Raw genomic sequence first — 16470 nt, 5'->3', positions numbered from 1 at the left:
ACGATGGTCAGCTCGCTCGGGGACAGCCTGGACCGCGCCCTAGAGAAGGCGTTCACCCGCCCCGCCCCCAAGAGCGCTCAGGCGCAGATGAAGTACCTGGTCAAGCAGCTCAAGGGCACCAAGGCGGCCGCCGCCGCGCTCGGGGTGTCCCAGCGCACCGTGGAGCGGTACATCAAGGGACAGCTGAAGCGGCCCCGCCACGACCTGGCCGCCCGCATAGACCGCGAGGTCAAGAAGCGGTGGCAGCCGCAGCTGAGGGCCAAGGCGAGGAAGGCCGCCGCGACGAGCACCGGGATCGTCCTCTCCACCCAGGCGCGCTTCGGGTTCACCGCGGCCCCGGGCACCACCGACGACGGCCGGATGCGGCACATCACCCAGGCGCTGTCCCCGCAGTGGGCCCAGAAGCTGTTCGAAGCCCGCGATCAGGGCGCCACCGAGCAGCAGCTCCTGGACATCGCCGCGCAGGGCCTGGGCCACCACTACTTCCGCGACAACGGCCGCCGCGCCCGCGACCTGGACGTGGAGTTCACCGACGTCCAGGAAATCGACATCACCCTCTGACCCGCCACGGAGGAGGGGCCCCGCACCGCCAACGCGGTGCCGGGCCCCTCCTCCGTGCCGCGCCCGGTCAGCCGGCGGCGGCCTGTTCGTCGGCCAGCGCCTTGCGGGCCTGCTGCCAGCCTTCGTACGTGGCGGTGTGCAGCGTCTCCATCCGGGCGAGCGTCGTCGCGATGTCGTCCTGCTTCATCGCGCTGCCCGCGAACTCCAGCAGCACCTCCACCATCGCGTGGTTCTTCCAGAGCCGCAGTTCCGCCTCGCTCACGAGCTCCGGGCCGCCGGCCATCATCAGGTCGACCAGGCGCTCCCGGGCCCCCCACTCCCGCTTCCGGTGCCACACAGCCCGCGTCCGGCCGGTTCAGCTTCCGCACCCTGCGGATCTGCTCCACCAAGGCCCGGATCTGGCCCTCCTGCTCCGGCGTCCACTCCTGCCCAGCACCGCCGGAAAGCGCCCGGACCGCCTCCTGGGCGGCTTGGCCGTCTGCGCCCGCGCCATCTCCGCCCAGCGCCTCCACTGCCTTCCTGAGCGCCGCTTCCGCCGCCTGGGCGTCGTCGTGTTCAGACACGCTTGTCCCCTCTCCTCCGGACGCGCAGCCTGCCCGGTGACCCACGCTCGGAGCAATCCGGCGTTCATCTCCACAGCCGAACCCGTGCAGAAAACCCAGGATGACCTGATGATCACTAATAGTTGATGAACGGTGACGAGGTGTCAGTGGTGGGTGCTTTCATTGGTCAGTTGTGCAGGGAGGCACAACCTGACTGATGAGGGGGCCGCGTGCCGTCTGTCGTGGAGCACGAGCGCAACGGATTCAAGGTTCGCGCGCACTGGCGCAACCCAGCGGGGTCGAGCAAGCAGGTGATGCTCCTCGGGTTATTCGTATTCGCCGCGTTCGTGTTAGGCAGCAAGCCGATGGGCGGGGCACCTGGGGAGCAGAAGCCCGTGCCGGAGTCGACGGTGATCCGATCAAGTGGCCCGGCTGGGATCAGCCGGTGGTGCGGCCGCAGCCGACCGTCTCCTACCCGATCGTCTTCCCCAGCGCCGGGACCGGCCGGTGAGCCGGCGCCGCCCCGCCCGGCGGACCAGCCGAAGCCGGCGCCCCCGGCGACGCAAGGACTCGGGCCTGGAGCAGCTGGCGCTGATCGGCCTGCTCGCCGTAGTCGCCCTGAGCCTGGTGATGGGGGTCCTGCGCTGGCTGGCCGCGCATCCCTGGATTGTGGTCCTCACGCTACTGGCAGCGGCCGCCGCGGCGGCGACCTGGTGGTGGCGCCGCAGTGAAGCGGCACGGTGGGAGCAGATCAAGGCGCAGGGGCTGCGGTACGCGGTCGACCAGCTGGACCGTCTGCACCACCGCCAGTTCGAGTTCGCGGTACGCGACCTCATGCACCGCGACGGCTGCCGGGACGCGCAGCAAGTCGGCGGCCGCGGCGACAACGGAGCCGACGTGAAAGCGACCGACCCCTACGGACGCAGGTGGGTAATCCAATGTAAACACAAGAGGGACGGCTGGTCCGGCAAACCCGTCGGCACGCCCGACCTACACGTCCTCAACGGGACCGGCCGCCAGGTCCACGGCGGTGATGTGCTGGTCATGCTGACCAACGGCCGCATCACCAGCAACGCGGTGGACTTCGCGAAGGATCAGCGCCTGCACCTGGTGGACCGCAAGCTCCTTGCCGAGTGGGCCGCCGGCTCTCGCCCCTTGTGGGAGCTGCTGCGACAGATCCCCCCGCCCCGAAAGCCGTCCTCACTGTCCTGATCTCGGGCATACGCGAGGCACCCCTGAGGTACGCCGGAGGCCACCGCGCCACCCGGTCCGCTCCGGCCCGGAAGCCACTCGGCGCAGGGCGGCGGCCGCTCCGCTGCCTTGCTAGGGGCATGACCCAGGTAAGCCCAAAAGGGGCCATGGGATGATCTTGAAGTCCTGAAGGCCCGCTCAACGGCACGGTGTTGCCAGATTCCGGCGGTTCCAATATCACTGTGGACCGCTTGGTGTCCTGAGTATGCCGCTTCCGCCCGGCAGCAAGATCGGGGACGGCGACGATGCCCCCGCGGGCGCGTGTGACGCCCGCGTTCCTTGTTGGCATCGAGGCGCGTGGGGCATTCGGGATGACGTCGATCGAGCGAACCGCGTACCCGCGGTTCAAGCGGCTGATCACCGCGCACGAGCTGCATCTGTTCTTCGCGCCGAGCCGTGAGGAGGTGCAGTGGGCGGCGGACAGTACCGACTCGGACGGGCATCTGCTCGCGTTGCTGCTGGCGCTGAAGTCGTACCAGCGCATGGGGCGTTTCCCGAAGCCGGATGAGATACCGGACATGGTGGCCGACTTCGTGCGCCGCCTGGTGGATCTGCCGGAAGGGACCCGGCCCGCGTATGCGGCGGAGAAGACCGCGAAGAACCACCGCGCGATGGTGCGGCGGCGCCTGGAGGCGAAGTACGACCAGGCCGAGGCCCGCAAGGTCGCGGAGGCGGCGATCCGGGTGGAGGCCGCGTCGAAGAACCGTCCGGCGGACCTGATCAACGTCGCGCTGGAGAAGGTGGTGGAGGCCGGACTGGAGCTGCCGGCCTTCTCGACGCTGGACGCGCTGGCCTCGAAGGTCCGGGTCGAGGTGAATGCCTCGATCTGCGCGGGTATCCACGACCGCATGAGCGTGGAGGACCGGGCGAGGCTGCTGGGGCTGCTGGAGATCTACGGCCTGGACGGCACCACGCTGTTCAACCAGCTCAAGCGGTCCGCGCAGGGCCCGAGCTGGTCGCACTTCAAGAAGCTCGCGGATCACCTGACGTGGGTGGACGACCTCGGTGACAGCGAGGCGTGGCTTGAGGGGGTCGCGGCGGGGAAGATCACGGACTTCGCAGGGGAGACCGGGGCGGCCGATGCGCCGTTGCTGCGGGACTACGCGCCGCTGAAGCGGGTCGCGATGCTCGCGTGTCTGGTCCACAAGACCCGGGCGGGGGCGAGGGGCATCGACCCGGGTGGGCCACGGGGCGTGTGCGGGGCGGCTTCGGCATCATGAGAGGTGTGGACGACGTCGAGCTCACCGAGGACGAGATCAACGACCTGCTCAGCGGCGATGACCAGGGGCCCGCGTGGGATGAGGAAGACGGCTACGAGTGGGTGAGCTGATCACCGCACCGACAGTGCCCCGTCCAGTTCGCCGACGCTGATCGCGTCCTCGTCGGGGGCCGGGGCCTCGAAGCGGTTGAAGAAGTCGTCCAGCGCCCCGGGGGTGACGGTGAGCGCGTTGGCGTCGGCGCGCTGGTTGCGCTCGTTCAGGCGCCGCAGCAGCTCCGTCTTCTCGACGGGGAGGTACACCAGCGCCCACCGGCCGCCCGCGGCCTCGATGATCTTCTTCCACGCGTCGCGGTCCTCGCGCAGCCACAGCCCGTGGTCGAGGACGACGTCGTGGCCAGCGGCCAGCTCGTCGGCGACCTGTTGCCGTACGGCGTCGACGACGGGGCCCTCTCGCTCGAAGTACTCGTGCTCGGGGTAGTCGACGCCATAGCGGCCGTGGAGTCGGTGAACCTGTTCGTCGACCGACAGGCGGACCATCCCCCGGCTCGCGAGGGCCTGGGCGAGCACGGTCTTGCCGGAGCCGGTGATGCCGACCAGCAGCACGGAGAGCGGTGCGGACGTGCTCACTTCTCATCCCTTCGACAGGCGCAGGCGTGGCCCTTCTCCTTCCATTGTCGGCCTTGGGACTGGTAGGCCCACATGTTGAGGTGTCGCGTATTCCTCGGTGAGGTCAGACGTGGTGTCACCGTGTGTGGCCGCCGAAGGTGCCATCCTCACCGACTCCTCGTGGTTCGAGTGGCGTGGTTGAGGCCCTGAGACATGGGCATACTCGCCGCCATGATCACGCGCGTAACGAAGCGTTCGCCAAGTCTCGGTGAGGGCTGACGGCGACGAGGACCGACGTTCTCGTGCCTCTCCGTAACCGCAGTCGTTACCCAAGCATGACGCGCAAAAAGATGACCGCAGCCGCGCTGCTCACCGCCGTAGCCGCAGGAGCAGGCATGGTCACAGCAGCACCTGCCAGTGCGGGAGGAGTCGGCGACTTCCTGTCCCCGGCCTTCGGGACCGACTGCGCCAACCTGAACACCGGCGCCCAAGCAGCGGGCAACACCACCCGAGGCCGCGGAGCCGCCGGCGGCAACCTCCTCGGGCTACCGATCGGCTCCCCCCTCAACCAGTGCGGCGGTGCCGACCTCACACCGGTCATGGAGCAGGTAGTAACGGAGGAAACTGTTCTCGTACAGACCCCGGATTCGTACTTTGACAGGATCTAGCACGAGTGAGGTCAATCCTGACGTCACCGTGAGTGGTCGCCGGGGGCGTATCGGCTCCAGGTTCCTCCGGCTTCGGTAAGCAGGCGGGTGACTGTCTTGCCGTGGTAGCCGAGTGCCTTCGCGATGACGGGGGCCGTGGCGTACCGGAGTGGGTCAGGAACACGGCACGGTGAAGATCAACGGCCCGATCGGGAGAAGCGTGGCGGAGGAAACCTGGTAGGGCGCCTGGCTACCGGCGGGCCGGTAGCCAGGTCGTGGAAGCCGGCCCCCAACTCCTCCAGGGGTCCAGTCAAGGTGAGCCCAAAAGGGGCAGTGGGATGATCTTGAAGCCCTGACGGCCCAGCGCTCGGGTAGCTGCCGTGACTGCGTCGAGCATGACGTAGAGGCGTGGTACCGCCGGCAACCTTCTGGGATCCGCAACGGCTCTACGTCACGCTACGGCCCTCCTGGCCCGTCGGGCCGCACGTCGTCGGTATGCCCGGGAGCGGCACTTCGCCGAGCAGTAGCGATGATGCTCGCCGACGCCGAGCACTTCGGCGACCGGCGCATGATCCGGCTGCTGACCTGTCCGGAGTGCGAGATGATCACCTTCGCCGGGGCGGGCTTCCGTATCGACAACTGGAACCCGGCGATGTCGTCGACCCGCTGCAACGCGCCCTTCATCGCGGTGCCCGTGGTCCGCGTCGGCGGTCGGCGCATCCGCTCCAGCTACGAGTACCGCTTGCCCTCCGGAGTCTTCAGCGTGGCCACCAGGTCCCCGGGCAGGGCCGGATCGGCCCGCCAGGCAGCCTTGGCGACCGTGGTGTGCAGCCGCTTGTCCGCGATGCGCCGGACCTCGGCGACCTGCCGGGCCAGCACGCTCACCCCCGGCAGCAGCACCCGGTGCCGGCGGAGCCAGCCCACCGCGTGATCGAACAGCGCCTTCGGACCCTCGGCGTGCGCCGTCCAAGCCCGCCCATGCAGGAACGCCCGGAACTTCCGGCCCTGGGCGTGGTCCTCGTACAGGTGGTAGCCGTACGCGTCGCGTATCTCCCACGTGGATCTTCCGGCGAAGATCCACGCGGAGTCGATCATGTGTGCTAGGCGGTCAAGATCAACTGCTTAGCGCTAACTAATGGCTGTACCGATGGTCCAGTACAAGGCCGATTGTGGCCCCGCTGGGGCTTTCCCGCGCCGGTTTACGGGCGGGTGCGGGTGCGGGTGCGGGCGGCGGGCGGGCGCCACGCGGTGGCGATCGTCTTCGCCTCGCGTTCCCACCCGGCGGGCAGCTCGTCGAGGCGCACGCGGCGGAAGGAGAGGCGGTGGTCGGCGACGTCGATCCGCCCGCCGTGCCGGTCGGTGTGCTCCAGCAGCCGCCCGGCTTCGTCCATGAGCCCGCCGATCACCTGGTGCCCGCCCTCCTCGGCGGTGGCGGTCACTGCGTTCAGCGGGGCGGGGTAGGTCTGGAGTTCGTCGGCGTCGGCGAGCAGGTGCCACCCGGTCCCGGCCTGCTCGCGCAGGGCGTCTCGAAGTTCGGTGTTGGTGTGCTCGTGCCACGGGCCGGTGCTGACGGCGGCCGGGGTGATGCCGAGCCCGCGTGCGGCGTCGACCAGCTGGTGGCGCCAGGCGTCGGGGACGTGCTCGGGGAAGTGGAAAGCGACGTGGAACCGTTCGATGCCGAGCCCGCGGTAGTGGGTGGTCCAGGCGGCCAGCAGGGCTGGTTCGACGGGGCCGATCACGGCGATCAGCGCCGGGTTCGCGGGCATCAGCACTCCTTGGCCAGCAGGCGGTAGGCGTCGGTGAGGAAGGCGGCCTGCCCGGCCGCCGTGGGCAGGCCCACCGCTTCGGCGGCGCCGGTACCGGGCCGCTGGGGCAGGTCGGCGGTGAGGCGGTCCAGGGCTTCGGCCAGGGCGGCCGGGTCTCCGGCGGGGAAGATCCGGGCCCAGTCCTGCCCGGTCAGGAGAGTGGTGAGGTTGGCGTCGTGGTCGGAGACGATCAGCGGGACACCGTGCCGGACCGTGCCCATGACCAGCCCGGATTCCTTGCCCACCCCCCGGTGGCGGGCGACCAAGGCGGCGTCGGCGGCGCCGTAGACGATCCGCAGCACCTCCTCGCTCACCCGTCCGGGGACCGTGTGGAGGAGGACCCGCGGCAGGCCCCGCCAGCGCTGAAGAACGGCTTCGTCGAGCGGGTGGCCGGTGACCACCAGGTGCAGCGGCTCCTTCAGCCGGCGCAGGGCGGCGTCGATGACGGTGATGTCCTTGTGCGGCCACCACCCGCCGACCAGGCACACCGCCCGCCCGCCGGCCGGGATGTCGAAGGCCGCGCGGCCCCCCTCGCGCTCCGCGTCGCTCAGCCGCCTTCCGTCATCGACAGCGAAGGTACGGACCTCGCCGGGCAGGCGGGGGAAGGCCGGGGCGAGCTGGTCGCGTACGGCGGCCGTCGGGTACAGCGCCAGCACCCGCTTCTCCCCGGGGCGGGCGAGCCGCCCCAGCAGCCGCAGGGCCGCGTCCTCGGTGGTGACCATCTCGTGAACGAACCGCAGGTGCGGCAGTCCGCCGAGCAGGGCGGCGGCGCCGTGCAGGGCCTCGCTCGCGCTAAGCACCACCACCGCGCCCGGGGCCGGGGCGAGACGCCGGGCCGTGCGCAGGCAAGCGGCCTCGATGAGGCAGCGGGCGAGGAGGGTGATCTGGTGCGGGACCCGCCGCAGACCGGTGGGCCAGCGGCGGGAGGCGAAGACCCGCCGCCCGGCCGCCGAGAGGACCGCCGCGGTGTTCGCCGCGACGAACAGCACCCGGGCCACGGTGCCGGTCGGCCCGCGATGCGTGCCCCCGCCGTACGCAGGGCCGTAGCCGCCTCTGACCCGATCCCGTACGGGGCGACCACCACAGCGCCGGGACCGGCCGCGGCGAGTGCGACCAGGGCGTGCTGGTGGTGGCCGCCGAGCCGGTGGGCGTACGGCTCGATCAGCACCAGCGACCCGGTCATCCGGCGACCGCCTGGTCCCCGTGCGCGGCGGTGAAGCGTTCCAGCAGCCAGGCCGGATCGTTCAGCGTCTCGAACCGCCCCGCATCGCGGGCCGCCTCGCCCGCGAACGCGACACCCTCGCGGGCACCGGCGGTGGCGTAGTCGGCGAACTCGCCCTGCCCGCCGGACGTCCAGGCCGCGATCCGCTGGGCACTCTGTGCGTCGTCCATGCCGTACTCACTGCCACGCGCGAGCATCGAACACTCCCGAAAACCCGCCTTCCACGCGTGGTACGGGCTCTGGTTGATCCGCGTCGTGCCGGCCACCGTCTTCGAGAACTCGATCCGGCCGGGCAGCGCGGCCAGCACGTCGACGGCCTCGCCGAGCTCCCGCAGCGCGGAACGCCGGACCAGCTTGAGCCCGCCGTAGCCGTAGACCAGGCCGTTGAGCGGGTTCACCGCCTGCCACACCCGCAGCGACACCCCCTCATCCAGCGGCTCGATGTCTCCGACGGCGAACTCGGTGTCGATGACGAAGCCCCCGTCCGCCAGCAGAAACTGTTCGGCGTCGACGACCTCGGCGGCCAGCCGGTAGGCGCGGCGCATCCCGTGCACCCCGTGCAGCCGCTTGACCTTCAGCCCCAGCACCCGCTGGAGGCGGGCGTGCAGCTTGTCCGCCAGCGGCTCGTCGTAGGAGAGCATCACCGCGTCGAACCGGGCCCCGGTCATGAGACGGCCTCCAGGTAGCGGGCGGCCACCAGGGCCGGGGTGAAGTCGGCGGTGGAGGCGTGCGCCCGCTTGGCGTGCACCGCGTAGAACTCGGTGTCCGTGGCCAGCCGCTCGGCGAGGGCGACGGCTTCGGCGTCCGTGTCGAACAGCAGCTCGTCGTCGACGTGCTCCGCCAGCCAGCCCAGGCGCGGGGCGATCACGGGCAGGCCCATGCCCTGGCAGTCGATCACCGACATCGACCACGGGCAGCCCGCCCGGAACGGGGCGATGCCGAAGTGCCCGCCGGCCAGCAGGTTCCGGTAGCGGACGCGGTCGCCGCGATCGGAGACGACCTCCACCCCGTCCAGGGCGGCGAGTTCGGCGCGGTGCCGCTCAGGGCTGGAGTCCAGGCGGGTGCGGTCGGTGCGGCGCTCCCCGAACAGGTCCATGACCTTCAGCCGGACTGTGGGCCCGGTCATCTGCCGGGCGACATCGACAAACCGGGCGGTGCCGTAGTGCGCGTACAGCCGGTGGTTGTAGATGCCGACCGCCCCAGCGCCGTTGGGCGCGGTGGCGTCCGCCGGATCGCGCACGAGGCGTTCGTCGCGCGGTGCGGGCACCACCCGCAGCTTCTCGCCCAGGTCGACGGACATCCGGGAGGCCGCCGCGGTGGTCCAGGAGGCGGCGGTGGAGGAGTGGACCAGAACGCGGTCGCAGGCGGCGAGACCGGCCGCGAAGGCCAGCAGCACGCTCCGCCCGAGGCCCGCGTCGTTGAGCGAGGGGTCCACCCGCAGCTGCCGGTCGTCGGTGAAGGAGAACGGCAGGTAGTGGCAGTACCCGGCCAGCAGCGCGTCCGATCCGGCTTCCAGCAGGGCGGTGCGGACCGCGGGGGCGGCCTCGATCTGGTTGGCGACCACGGCGTCCGGGCGGACCTCGCGGATCAGCTCGACCAGATGGTTAAGGTCCGGGGCGAAGCGGGCCCGGTACTTCGTGCCCGGCACGGCCGTGCGCTGGAAGCCGGCCCGCCCGTCACCCGCCGGGGCCGGGGCGGCGACGGTGACCTCGGCGCCGGCATCCGCCAGGGCGGGGGCGAGAAGGTCGGCGAAGATCCACCCGGAGTCGGCGGTCAGCCGGTCGGGTTGGAGATGTTGAGCAGGTACAGCACGCGCTGACTCATCGTGCCCTCCTTCTACCGGGGCCCGCAGGGGTCGAGGCGGGCCGGATGAGGGAAGGAAACCGGCAGACGGGACGGTGACGGAATGATGAACTGCACTCACGTACCGCTCATTCATCATCACCGTGAAGACCGGTCAGGTCAGGGGGCGTCGAGGTGGACACGCAGGCGGACGAGCCGCAGGAGCCGGTCACAGAGGCGGAGGCGTTCGCCGCCGAAGTCTCGTACTGGCGCGAAGTCCGGGGCCTGGCGAAGCGTACCCTGGCCACACGGATGGGCTTCGATCCCTCCTACGTCAGTCACATCGAGTCCGGCCGTGCGAAGCCGACCGAGGAGTTCGCCCGCCTCGCCGACGAGACGCTGAACGCGGGCAAGGCGATCTGGAACCGGTGGTGCGACTACGAAGCGGCCAAGGCCCGCACCCGGCACCCCACCAGAGCGCCCGCACCGCGACGGTCCGAGCAGCCGTATGCCACCGGCTCCGCCCTGGTCGTCGAGCACGACCAGGCCCGCCTGGACTACGACGGCACGAGCTACCGCCTCACGATGCGGCGCCGGCTGCGGAACACCGAACCCGTCACCCGCTACCTGATCCGCATCAGCGTCGACCGCTACCCCGGCGAGCCGGAACGCTCCAACGCCCACTACCGCGAACATCCCCTGACCTGGGACGAACTCGCCCTGACCGCCACCTGCCGGGGCGAGGCGATGCGCTGGGACGCCAAGCACGACCGGGACGCCTTCAAGGAGATCTGGCTGGTCTTCGAGAACACCCAGGGCCGCTTCCCCCTCTACCCGGGCGAGTCCGTGTGGATCGAGTACGCGTACTCGGTGGGCGACGAGAAGTGGGGCCGGTGGTTCCAGCGCGCGGTCCGCCTGCCCACCGAGCACCTCGAAGTCCAGCTGGCCTTCCCCCTCGCGCTCGACCCGGTGGTGTGGGGCACCGAGACGTCGATGACCGCCGAAGCCGCCCCGCTGCGGACCGCGCCCGCCCGCAGCGAGGAAAACGGGATGCGTGTCTTCACCTGGACGACGGCCACTCCGGCCCTGCACGCCAGATACCGTCTTGAGTGGAGGTTCCGGGCACGTCCCGAACTCAACACGACCACCGGGGAGTCCAGGTGACCGAGGTGCCACAGCCCAGCCAGCGGATGCGCGAGATCGGCGTCGTCCAGTACGGCGCCCCGGTCCTGGCCGAGGTGGCCCGTCCCTTCGCCCTGCCCGCCGAACGCGAGGCCGCCGAGCGGTGCGTCGACCACCTGTATGACGCGATGGAGCGCATCGGACAGGTACACCCCTTCGCCAAGGGCATGGGGCTCGCCGCCCCGCAGATCGGCATCGGCCGGGCCGCGGCCGCCGTCCAGCCGCCCGGCCGCGACACCCCCGCGATCGTGCTGCTCAACCCCCGGATCACCGAGACGTCCGAGGAGGCCGACGAGCAGTACGAGGGGTGCCTGTCCTTCTTCGACGTCCGCGGCATGGTCCCCCGCCCGCTGACGATCACGGTTCAGACCATCGCGCTCGACGGCACCACCGTGACGACGGTCTACGAACGCGGGCTCGCCCGACTCGTGGCACATGAGGTCGACCATCTCGACGGTCTGCTCTACACCGCCCGGATGCGGCCGGGTGTCGAGCCCATTCCTGTTGAGGAATACCGGCAAACGGGCCGGGCCTGGGCATACGACTCCTGAACTGTCCCTCGAAGTCCTCTGGAAGAACGCGTGCTCTACGACAATCCGCACCGTATGAAGGGTGCCCCTGTCCTCGGCGTCCCTCATGGCACTCCGGGCCCGTTCGGTGTTCACCGCCCCGAGGCGGAGACGGGCGAGCCGCCGCCGGACGCGTGCGTGGCTACCGTCCCCGCCCCGCGCGACGGGCGCGAACGGTGAGCGGGATCTGGCGGCAGGTCCTGGCCGCCTACACCACCGACCAGCACGACGAGCGCGACCGCGAACTGCTCCTCGCCCTGGGCGCCGCGGAACTCGCCCACGCCCGCAGCAGCGAGGGCCGGCCCGCCACGGCCGAGGACGTCCAGCACATCGCGCTCCACGAGTTCGGCCTTCTCCTCGGCCTCACCCAGGCCCGCACCGCGCTGCGTGAACGCCGCACCCGCCACCGGTGACCGCAGCCGGATTCACGAGTTAGACCTGCGTGACCACGATGACCCCGCGGCCGACCCCAGCCACCGGCCGTACGGCTCCGGCACCGGCTCCGGCTTCCGCCCCGACCAACGAGCCGGTCTTCGAGGCGCTGGCCGCCCACTGGGCGGCGGCGGGGCGTGTCGTACCCGGTCAGGCGGACCGGGAGTGGGCCATGCTGGCAGGCAGCTGCCCGTGGCCCCTCCGGTAGAGACCAGCGTGGTGCGGTGGTCGCCCCACGGCCCGCACCCGCTGCACCCCGGCCGGCAGCCTCGAAGCCTGCCCGGCCACCGAGGCTGCCGGCCCGGCCGGTCTTGTTGGGCCCCCTTCCGGCCCGGCAGCCTCTATCCCCTGCGAAACCGGAACCGGAACCGTCCAGACCGTGGTGTCGTTGACCCGGGCGTGGGTGGGTACACCTGTGCGCTCCCCGACGATGAACACCTGGACCGACGGCCGTGCTCGTGACGGAAGCCCGGTTGGGCGGCCCAGCGCCGCATCGTCGGGGCCGTGCCCAGTAGGAACGGAACAGGAAACCGGCGTTGCCGTCAGGAGTTTTGACAGCGGTGAAGGAGTAGGCGGCGTCAGCGGGCGGGAACGAGCGCGGTGTCGTACTGGGCGACGGTCCAGGCCAGGGCCTGGCAGGTGTAGATGAACCAGTAGTCGTACTCGGTGAACTCCCAGTACTGCGTGTCGAAGCGGAAGCCGTCGAACTCGAACGCGGCGAGCGCGGCCTTGGTACCGGCCTCGGTCTCCAGGTCGGCCACCGTGCCCGAGTGTGATTGTTCCGACCTTCGGCAGTGGGCTGCCAGCTGCCGCTAGGGTCGCCGGGACTGCCGTCATATGAGAGGAATCCGGCGATGGCCGAGCGGATCTGGCACCCCATCAGCAAGCTTGGCCGGCCCGCGGGTCCGAGCTCTCCGGGCGGGCGGGATGACGCGAGGGGAACCGACGTCCCGGCATGAGCGTTACCCGAGCGGGGGTGCGCGTTCGTGGCCGCCCTGCTCAGGCCAGGGAAAGGGAGGCAGCAAGGATGGCCGGCGGAGCCGATGGACTGGGACGGACCGGAGAGGGGGCCGTTCCCGAGAGCGCGGAGCGGCTGCGCGCGGGCCTCCTCGAAGTCGCCCGCGCGCTGTACCCGGACCGCCCCTCGGCGATGGTCCGGGAGTGGATCGACCCCGTGCGTCTGCGGGACCCCGAACCGGTGGGGCACCGCTATCTGTTCCTCCTCGCCGTCGGTGGTGACGAGCGGCCGGCCTCGCCCGACTTCGGCGAGGTGCTGGACGCCTTCACGGCGGCCGGCTGGTCGAAGGCGCACCGCTGGGGCCCTGGTGAACCGGGGCAGAGCTGGGGCTCGGTGCACCGTGACGAGTGCGAGGCGAGGATCTACGAGGGTGAGGGGCGAGGGCTGCTGACGTTCGCGGCCTGGACACCGGTCGAGTTCCACGGCCGGGAGCTGCGCCAGCCGTGCTGCACCCACAGTCTGTCCGGCGGCGTGCTCTGCGACGAGTGCCACGGCTGGGGCGTGTGTCTGGACTGCGAGGGCACCGGTCGCGGCAGCGCAAGAACCGGCTATGGGAGGTGCGCGGGCTGCGACGCTGGCCGGCCGGGATGCTGTCCCGACTGCCGTGGGGACGGCTACATTTCCGCCTCTGCGGTGCGATGGAAACGCGAACGGCACGGGCAGAGAGATGCCCACTGGACCGAGGGCGACTGGGCCCTCGACGATCCCCCGCTGGACCTTCGCACCGACGGCCCGGACGCCTTCAGGCAGCTGGCCATCGAAGGCGGTCACCCCTCCAACCTCGAAGCCTTCACCGAGGTGGCTCACCGGCCTTGTGCGTGCGGCGAGTTGCTCTGGTGCTGGAGCAACACCGTCGCCGAAGCCGACGACCACCTGCGCACCAGCTTCACCGGCACCTGCGGGGGCTGCGCCAGAGAGCGGGTGCATGCGTTCGGGCTTCCGTTGCGCATGCTGCCCACCCCTGCCGCGCCGCCGCCCCCGCCGCCGTGCCCGGACTGCGCCGGTGCGCCGGTACCGCTGGTCGGCGGGCTGCACTTCCCGGGCTCGGCGACGATGCGTGCGCAGGAGCTCGGCCTCGTGGCACCGAGCCGCCGCGGCTGCCAGGTCTCACCGGATGACCCCAACTGGCGGTGCGCTTCCTGCGGTCACGAATGGCAGGACCCCGACGTGCGGCGACGGGCCCGGATCCTGCGCGCGATCCTCGCCGACGTACCCGCGTCCTGAACGCCCGGATACGGACAGGCCTCAGGCCCCTGACCGACGACCTGAACGCGTCGGTCAGGGCCGGGGGCCTGCCCGTACCCGAGGGCGGCCTCCCGGAGCCCCTCCGGCGGCACTCCGCCTAACGCAGACTCGGTGCCGCCACATCGTCCTGTGGCCGCGTGCCCGCTTGGGAGCCGCTTCCTTCGATCCGAAAGTTACTGGCGGGTTACTTGTCAGTTGGTCCGCCGTTCGTTAACGGCACCCCAACCACCGCCCGCCAGGGCGGCATGCGCGAACACCTCCACCAGCGCACCGCCGCCTCGCTCGATCGACGTCATCCCGAATGCCCCACGCGCCTCGATGCCAACAGGGAACGCGGGCGTCACACGCGCCCGCGGGGGCATCGTCGCCGTCCCCGATCTTGCTGCCGGGCGGAAGCGGCATACTCAGGACACCAAGCGGTCCACAGTGATATTGGAACCGCCAGAATCTGGCAACACCGTGCCGTTGAGCGGGCCTTCAGGACTTCAAGATCATCCCATGGCCCCTTTTGGGCTTACCTGGGTCATGCCCCTGCTAGGCGCGGGGCAGCCATCCGGCATCGAAATCCGCGAGGTCCCGTGCGCGCTGCGCCCGGTCCTCGAGCAGCCGGCGGAAGCCGGCCAGCGCGTACCGCTCCCCGGTGGCCGAGCCGGGTCCGCGGATGCCGGCGACGTCGGCCAGGAGCTGCTGGGGCTGGGGCTGCCAGCCGACGACCAGGACGCGCAGTCCCAGGCACTCCGCGCCGCGGTGCAGGGCCAAGAGGTGGAGCAGGCCGCAGGAGTCCATGGACGTCACGCCGTGCAGATCGACCATGAGGTCCCGCTCGTCACCGGTGACGTCGTCCAGCGCCCGCTGGAGCGCCGCGCCCGCATCCTCGTCGAGCTCCCCGCTGACGCCGGCCAGGACCGAACTGCCGCAGTACTGGACGTCCATGGTGATCAACGCGTTCTCCTCCCGCCCGGGGCACCGGGGCCCTCGGGTTCCCATCCTGGCGCGGCGTTCCCCCGGACGGGTGCGAGGCTCGCTGAAGCTCCGGCATCAACCCGGCCCGGTACGGATCAACGCCTGCCCGGGTGAGACGTCGATCGACGCTTGGCCAGCGAGGGGAGACGCCCCGCTACCCGGCGTGGATCTCCGTGGCGCGGGTGATGAACCGGCGGTGCTGTCCGGATTCAGAGCCTGGGCCTGCAGGTGTTCGTACATGAGGCTGTAGTGCTGGAGGTCGGATCGTTTCTCGAGGTAGAGGTCGCTGGTGAACCGTTCCAGGTACACCGTCTCCGCCCCGGGGGCGTCCGCGAAGTGGAGGAGGGAGAACTGCCCCGAGGTGCCCGGATGGGCTCCCACGTCGTGCGGGAGGACCTGCACGGTGATGTACGGCTGGGTGCTGAGCTAGTTCAGGTGCTCAAGCTGTCCACGCATGATGGCGGGGCTGCCGACCACGCGGCACAGGGCTGATTCGTCGAGCACGACCCGTAAGCGCAAGGGGCGGGCCGGGTGGTGGAACCGATGCTGACGGCGCAGCCGTACCTCAAGGCGCGTGGCGATCTCTTCGGGCGTGGCCTGAGGGATCGTTTCCGCGATGACGGCGGCCGCGTAGGCGGGCGTTTGCAGCAGGCCGGGGATCACCAGGGGTTCGTAGGAGCGGATGGAGGAGGCTTCCGTCTCCAGGCCGATGTAGACGGCGTACGAGACTTCGCCGAAGGCGACCCACCACGCCTGCCGGTCCGATTCACCGGCCATCCGCATCAGCGAGTCGATGACCTGCTGGTCGGTGACCCCGTAGAGGCCGCACAGGTCCCGCACATCGCGGGGCTTGATGGCGCGGCGGCCGTTCTCCAGGTGGCTGATCTTGGGCTGGGAGATCAGCAGCCGCTCCGCCACCTGTGTACTGGTCAGGCCACTGGCCAGGCGGAGCCGGCGCAGCTCCGCGCCCAGCCGGCGTCTCCTGACGGTGGGGTTTCCGTTCACCGCCACGGGCGGTCCACCTCCGGCTCGGGACCATCTACCAGCCGCGGAAATGCCCGGGGCCGGGCCCGGCTGAAACGCGTTCGCCGTGCAGAAATGATCAACGAGTCTTTCTGCGCGGCGTCACCTTCGCGCGAGCCGCGCTCACCCAGGTAGCCGTCGACGAGCAGCCGGCTGCGCGGCCCCTTCCCTTCCGGGCGCTCGCCGGAAGCGGAGCGGGCGGGCCTGTCGGTCGGCGGTGGGCGGGACATGACAGAGCCCGGCCGGGTGACTACGGTCCCGGCCGGGCTCTGCGTGCGTGGGGTGCTGCCCTGCTCTAGAGCCAACGCCGTGACTCTGTTGGTGATCTTGTGAGGGGTCAGCCGGAGGCCGTGCAGAGGGCGTGGAAGTGACTGGGGGCTCGCCGGGGGCGGGTCGGGTCGGC

The 16470-nt window shown here is 70.8% G+C and carries 16 protein-coding genes and 2 pseudogenes; 8 read left to right on the top strand and 10 right to left on the bottom strand.

Features of this window, described 5'->3' with window-relative positions; translation table 11 throughout:
• Positions 1-3: 3 nt before the first annotated feature.
• Positions 4-561, top strand: coding sequence for a telomere-protecting terminal protein Tpg (gene tpg / locus ACZ6S8_RS34950; RefSeq protein WP_469461862.1), 558 nt, complete (start codon positions 4-6; stop codon positions 559-561).
• Between the two features lie 67 nt (positions 562-628).
• On the opposite strand, the gene ACZ6S8_RS34945 is transcribed toward tpg, so the two are convergent.
• Positions 629-898: a hypothetical protein gene (locus ACZ6S8_RS34945; protein ID WP_469461860.1), complete on the bottom strand. Its 270-nt coding sequence runs from the start codon at positions 896-898 to the stop codon at positions 629-631.
• 712 nt (positions 899-1610) lie between these two features.
• Here ACZ6S8_RS34945 and ACZ6S8_RS34940 point away from each other — a divergent pair.
• Positions 1611-2315, top strand: a complete 705-nt coding sequence (locus ACZ6S8_RS34940) for a restriction endonuclease (protein ID WP_469461858.1) — start codon at positions 1611-1613, stop codon at positions 2313-2315.
• A gap of 350 nt (positions 2316-2665) precedes the next feature.
• Positions 2666-3574 carry a DUF4158 domain-containing protein gene (locus ACZ6S8_RS34935; protein ID WP_469461856.1) on the top strand — a complete coding sequence of 303 codons (909 nt, stop codon included), beginning with the start codon at positions 2666-2668 and terminating at the stop codon, positions 3572-3574.
• A gap of 110 nt (positions 3575-3684) precedes the next feature.
• Here the strand turns inward: ACZ6S8_RS34935 and ACZ6S8_RS34930 are convergent, their stop codons facing one another.
• Entirely contained in the window at positions 3685-4200 is a 516-nt protein-coding gene (locus ACZ6S8_RS34930) for a P-loop nucleotide/nucleoside kinase family protein (protein ID WP_469461854.1), read from the bottom strand.
• 374 nt (positions 4201-4574) lie between these two features.
• Here ACZ6S8_RS34930 and ACZ6S8_RS34925 point away from each other — a divergent pair, with 374 nt between their 5' ends.
• A complete protein-coding gene (locus tag ACZ6S8_RS34925; RefSeq protein WP_469461852.1) occupies positions 4575-4847 on the top strand; it encodes a chaplin family protein in 273 nt (90 codons plus the stop codon).
• A 615-nt stretch (positions 4848-5462) separates the two neighbouring features.
• Here ACZ6S8_RS34925 and ACZ6S8_RS34920 read toward each other — a convergent pair.
• From ACZ6S8_RS34920 to ACZ6S8_RS34900, 5 genes and pseudogenes are all read right to left on the bottom strand, one after another.
• A pseudogene (locus tag ACZ6S8_RS34920) lies at positions 5463-5882 on the bottom strand (DUF4158 domain-containing protein); the annotation flags it as partial.
• 143 nt (positions 5883-6025) lie between these two features.
• Positions 6026-6592: a hypothetical protein gene (locus ACZ6S8_RS34915; protein WP_469461851.1), complete on the bottom strand. Its 567-nt coding sequence runs from the start codon at positions 6590-6592 to the stop codon at positions 6026-6028.
• A complete protein-coding gene (locus ACZ6S8_RS34910; RefSeq protein WP_469461849.1) occupies positions 6592-7620 on the bottom strand; it encodes a glycosyltransferase in 1029 nt (342 codons plus the stop codon). Before ACZ6S8_RS34910 ends, ACZ6S8_RS34915 begins: the two co-directional genes overlap by 1 nt.
• Before the next feature lie 190 nt (positions 7621-7810).
• The gene (locus tag ACZ6S8_RS34905) at positions 7811-8521 is read right to left on the bottom strand and encodes a hypothetical protein (protein ID WP_469461847.1); all 711 of its coding nucleotides are present in this window, start codon (positions 8519-8521) and stop codon (positions 7811-7813) included.
• On the bottom strand, positions 8518-9792 hold the full coding sequence (locus ACZ6S8_RS34900) for a glycosyltransferase (protein WP_469461960.1): 1275 nt from the start codon (positions 9790-9792) through the stop codon (positions 8518-8520). Before ACZ6S8_RS34900 ends, ACZ6S8_RS34905 begins: the two co-directional genes overlap by 4 nt.
• A gap of 38 nt (positions 9793-9830) precedes the next feature.
• Between ACZ6S8_RS34900 and ACZ6S8_RS34895 the strand changes: the two genes are divergently transcribed.
• From ACZ6S8_RS34895 to ACZ6S8_RS34885, 3 genes are all read left to right on the top strand, one after another.
• Positions 9831-10799, top strand: a complete 969-nt coding sequence (locus tag ACZ6S8_RS34895) for a helix-turn-helix domain-containing protein (protein WP_469461845.1) — start codon at positions 9831-9833, stop codon at positions 10797-10799.
• Positions 10796-11368, top strand: a complete 573-nt coding sequence (locus ACZ6S8_RS34890; RefSeq protein WP_469461844.1) for a peptide deformylase — start codon at positions 10796-10798, stop codon at positions 11366-11368. The genes ACZ6S8_RS34895 and ACZ6S8_RS34890 overlap by 4 nt, the downstream gene beginning before the upstream one ends.
• 194 nt (positions 11369-11562) lie before the next feature.
• A complete protein-coding gene (locus tag ACZ6S8_RS34885) occupies positions 11563-11799 on the top strand; it encodes a hypothetical protein (RefSeq protein ID WP_469461842.1) in 237 nt (78 codons plus the stop codon).
• Between the two features lie 597 nt (positions 11800-12396).
• On the opposite strand, the gene ACZ6S8_RS34880 is transcribed toward ACZ6S8_RS34885, so the two are convergent.
• Positions 12397-12579 carry a hypothetical protein gene (locus tag ACZ6S8_RS34880; protein WP_469461841.1) on the bottom strand — a complete coding sequence of 61 codons (183 nt, stop codon included), beginning with the start codon at positions 12577-12579 and terminating at the stop codon, positions 12397-12399.
• 266 nt (positions 12580-12845) lie between these two features.
• On the opposite strand from ACZ6S8_RS34880, the gene ACZ6S8_RS34875 reads away from it, so the two are divergent.
• A complete protein-coding gene (locus ACZ6S8_RS34875; RefSeq protein WP_469461840.1) occupies positions 12846-14060 on the top strand; it encodes a hypothetical protein in 1215 nt (404 codons plus the stop codon).
• Positions 14061-14615: 555 nt separating this feature from the next.
• Here ACZ6S8_RS34875 and ACZ6S8_RS34870 read toward each other — a convergent pair.
• Both ACZ6S8_RS34870 and ACZ6S8_RS34865 read right to left on the bottom strand, forming a co-directional pair.
• Positions 14616-15014, bottom strand: a complete 399-nt coding sequence (locus ACZ6S8_RS34870; protein ID WP_469461958.1) for an STAS domain-containing protein — start codon at positions 15012-15014, stop codon at positions 14616-14618.
• Positions 15015-15119: 105 nt separating this feature from the next.
• Positions 15120-16055, bottom strand: a pseudogene (locus ACZ6S8_RS34865) (helix-turn-helix domain-containing protein).
• Positions 16056-16470: the final 415 nt, after the last annotated feature.

It is taken from the genome of Streptomyces sp. NPDC048461, assembly GCF_055587105.1.
The sequence above is the reverse complement of the archived record's forward strand: the minus strand, read 5'-3'. Positions and strand labels throughout refer to the sequence as shown.